The organism is Streptomyces sp. NPDC002730 (assembly GCF_042888805.1).
GTDB lineage: Bacteria > Actinomycetota > Actinomycetes > Streptomycetales > Streptomycetaceae > Streptomyces.
In genome coordinates, this window is record NZ_JBIAQG010000048.1 from 1 (window position 1) to 4,158 (window position 4,158).

The following is a 4,158-nucleotide window of genomic DNA, read 5'->3' on the forward strand; positions in this document are numbered from 1 at the left end:
GGAGCTTCGTTGCGTAGGTGTCGGCCAACCAGCACAGCGTCACGCAGCCGTGACCAGCACACATCCATGATCACCCGGACTTTGAAACCGCCCTGCTGGCGGGCCTGGCCCGGGTGAAGGAAGGGCGCAAACCCGAGCCGACCGCCTCCGTGATCGACACCCAGAGCGTGAAGACCTCCAGCAACGTGCCCCTGACCAGCCAGGGAACGGACGCAGCCAAGAAGATCGTCGGGAGGAAGCGCGGCATCCTCACGGACACAATCGGCCTCATCCTCGCTGTGACCGTCACAGCAGCCGGCCTCTCGGAGAACGCTCTGGGAATTCGCCTCCTCAACCAGGCGAAGGCGACGTACCCGACCATCTCCAAGAGCTGGGTCGACACCGGCTTCAAGAACGCCGTCGTCGAGCACGGTGCCCGCCTCGGAATCGATGTCGAAGTCGTCAACAGAAACCCGGATACCCGTGGGTTTCACGTCGTGAAAAGGCGCTGGGTGGTAGAGCGGAGCATCGGTTGGATCATGATGCACCGCCGTCTCGCCCGCGACTACGAGACCCTCACCGCCAGCTCCGAAGCCATGATCCACATCGCCTCGGTCGACAACCTCGCCAGGCGTATAACGGACGAGACCACCCCCACCTGGCGAGGAACTTACTAGGGCATCAAGGGCAATCTGCCTACCCCAAACGCCCTCTGAAGGCTCTGCCGCCCCGGCAACGGCAGGTCCTGCTCCTGCCCCTTCAACTCTTCACTCCCGCAGAGATTGCAGAGCAGTTGGAGCTGGAACCCGGAACGGTCCGAGCCCGCCTGATTGACCGCCTCGATCCGCTGGCGATCTTCCTGTGTCGGACCGGTGCGCACGATGAGTACCGATTTCGAACAGGGCTGGGTAAACGGGTGAGCACGACTACGGCGGCATCAGCGAGCGTGGCGGAGTCACCCCTTCGTGTTGCTCCGTCTCAGTTTCCGTCTCATTCACGCCGTCTCTGTGGACTTGGTGGACGCTCTCTCGCCGCCACGGGGCCGTTGGAGCGAGATGGCCGCTCTACAGCCGTGAGAGGTGGTACACGCATCCTGGACTCGGACGTATGCGAGGAGCCGGTGAAGCTGCTCCATGGGGTTTGAGCAGGGCGCAGGCGCGCGGAAGTTCCCGTTCAGCGGAATGTGAGTATGTCGTTCCGTCGGAATGTACCTCAAGTCGTGAATGATTCACGACAGGTTCCCCTCCCCGTATCCCGTATCGAAACGAATCGAGAGCCGAATCGAATCGGTGCTGGGCGGCTCCCGGGGCCTGCTTCTCGACGCGAAGGATTTACCATGCCCGGATGGCAGAAGAAGTGGAAGAGGGGGCGGCGAAAGACCGAGGACCGGCGGGAGGGCGTCCGGGGATGGCGGCGGATGCGGGCCGGGTTGACCGGTCTCGCCGTGGTGGTCGCGACCCTCACTCCGCTGGCGACGGCATCCACCGCGTTGGCCGCGTCGCCTATCTCCTCCGGCCCTTTCGCCTACGTCACCAACAGGGATGCGGACACCGTCTCGGTGATCAGAACCTCCGACAACACCGTCACGGACACCGTATCGGTGGGAGACGGCCCCTCGTCGGTAGCGGTCACCCCTGACGGGAAAGAGATTTATGTCGCCAACTTTAGGGCTCACACCCTTTCAGTGATCAGGGCGTCCGACGACGTCGTCATCAACACCATCTCCTTGGGTTTCGCTCCATCAGCGCTGACATTCACGCCAAGCGGCGATTATCTCTACATGGTGGTGAGTGCATCAAATATCGCAGTGGCCCTCAGGACATCCGACAGCACGGTCACAGCCACCATCCCGGTGGGCCTGACTCCGACCGGAACGGCGATCACTCCGGATGGACAGTTCCTCTACGTCAGCTGCGACAACAGCACGAACCTCTATGTCATCAGGACGTCGGACAACACAGTCACCACCATTCCGGTGGGTGGTGGGGGAAACGGCCTCAAGGTGACCCCTGACGGGAACTACGTGTACCTCGCGAGTGGAACGCTGAGCGCCTTGGTCGTCATCCGGACATTCGACAACACGGTAGCCGCCACCATCCCCGTCGGCAGCGTTCCCCGGGGGGTGGCGATCACACCGGACGGGCAGTACGTCTACACCGCCGTCATCAACACGGACACCGTCGCGGTGATCAGGACGTCCGACAACTCCGTCATCACCAACGTCACCGTGGCCGACGCCCCCAGAGGGATCGCGGTCACCCCGGACGGCACCAAGGTCTACACCGCCAACAATAATTCGGACAACTCAACCGTGATCAGGACGTCCGACAACTCCGTCATCACCAACGTCGCCACGGGCGACTTCCCCAATGGTGTAGCGGTCGGCACGGACCTCGGGGCCTGTCCGGTCGCAGGCCTGAAAGCAGCGATCGAGGACGCCAACAGCGGGACGGTGCCGACCATCGACCTCGACCCCTACTGCGTGTACGTGCTCACCGAGGCGGACAGCGGCGTCAACGGACTCCCACCCCTCACCAACACCACCACCATCAACGGCAACCACGCCACCATCAAACGGGACACCTCGGCCAGCGCCCAGTTCCGCATCCTGGACATCGCCTCCGGCGGCAACCTGACCGTCAACCAGCTCACCGTCATGAACGGATCCCTCCCCGCGGGCAACGACGGCGCCGGAATCCTGGTACGCAGCGGCGGCACCCTCACCGCCGGCAGCGGCCTCAACATCCAGGGCAGCACGACAGCCGCCGACGGCGGAGGGCTCGCTGTGGCATCCGGCGGCACCGCCACCCTCACCGACAGCTCCGTCACCGACAACACCGGCGGCACCGGGGGCGGCATCGATAACGAGGGCACCCTCACCCTCGACGGCACCACCGTCTCCACCAACCGCGCCACCCAGGGCGGCGGCATCCACACCGGCGGCGCCTCCCTCATCATCCAGAACGGCAGTACCCTCACCCACAACACCGCCGGCTCCTCCACCGCCACGGGCGACAACGGCGGAGGACTGCACATCACCGCCGGCACCGCCACCATGACCGGCAGCTCCGTCACCGACAACACCGACAACAACGGAAGCGGCGGAGGCGTCGCGGTCGAAAGCCCCGCCACCTTCCAGGCGACCGGCTCCACCATCAGCGGCAATACCGTCACCGGCAACGGACCCACCGCCACCCCCGCCGGTGCCGGCCTGCACATCACCGGTTCCGGCGCCTCCGCCACCCTGGACAGCACCACCTTCACCGCCAACAAGACTGTCGGCCGCGGCGGGCAAGGAGCTGGCCTGCACGCCGAAGCGGGCGCCGCCGTGACCCTGCAGAACACCACCACGATCAGCCGCAACGTCGCCTCCGGCCAATACTCCATGGGCGGCGGCATCCATGCCGTCGGGGCCGGCACCACCGTGACCCTGATCGGCGCCACCGTCACCGGCAACAATGCCACCGGCACCGGCTCCACCGGCGCAGGCCTCTACAACACCGGCGCCGCGATCTCCCTGGCCGGCAGCGACGTCACCGACAACAGTTCCGCTACTGCCCCCGGCGGCGTCTACACCACCAACACCTTCACCGCCTTCACCACCTCAAGCATCACCGGCAACACCCCCACCAACTGCCAGGGAAGCCCCACCGCCCCCGACCTCGCCTGCCCCAACTGAGGACGGCCAACGTGAGCTCGCCCTTGAGCCGGTGGTGGCGCTCGGTGCGGGTGGCCGGGGCCCTCATCCCACACAGCAACTGCGCGAGGTCACCGAGCCTGTCCTCCACCCATGGCGGGAGCGCCGGCAGGCGATCGACCGGATCCTGCACCGAGTCCGTACTGGGGTGCAGCGGCGTGGACTCGACTCACCGCCGGTAGACGAGGATCTCGCCCTGATCGGCCATGAACGCGCGGCCGCCGAGCTTCCACGTCTGGGCGGGCCGCCTCCTGCACCACCAGCTCACGGGCTAGTCGAGGCTCGCGTCACCGCGGGCGACCAGCTGCGCTCGCTCCGGGGAGTTGAGGCGTCCCCCGGAGTGTGGACACGGGGGTTCATGCTGCGAGGGGCCTTGGGTCAGGGCCCGATCTTGCTGAGTTCACGGACGATGTCTTCGGCTACCTGGCCTATGCAGGCCAGCGCGGTTACGGTCAGCAGTACCTGCGCGGGCTGATGCTGGA

2 protein-coding genes and 1 pseudogene are annotated in these 4,158 nt (G+C 65.8%); all 3 read left to right on the plus strand.

What is annotated here, in order from left to right; genetic code table 11:
• Positions 1-95 precede the first annotated feature (95 nt).
• Positions 96-656, plus strand: a pseudogene (locus tag ACFYXH_RS42195) (transposase); the annotation flags it as partial.
• Positions 657-700: 44 nt separating this feature from the next.
• Positions 701-1,123 carry a sigma factor-like helix-turn-helix DNA-binding protein gene (locus ACFYXH_RS42200; protein WP_389575102.1) on the plus strand — a complete coding sequence of 141 codons (423 nt, stop codon included), beginning with the start codon at positions 701-703 and terminating at the stop codon, positions 1,121-1,123.
• 192 nt (positions 1,124-1,315) lie between these two features.
• A complete protein-coding gene (locus ACFYXH_RS42205; protein ID WP_389575099.1) occupies positions 1,316-3,658 on the plus strand; it encodes a hypothetical protein in 2,343 nt (780 codons plus the stop codon).
• The last annotated feature ends 500 nt before the right edge of the window (positions 3,659-4,158 follow it).

What these genes read in the sequence shown, in the direction of transcription:
- ACFYXH_RS42205 (WP_389575099.1), top strand. Translation starts at nt 1,316, where the DNA reads ATGCCCGGATGGCAGAAGAAGTGGAAGAGGGGGCGGCGAAAGACCGAG.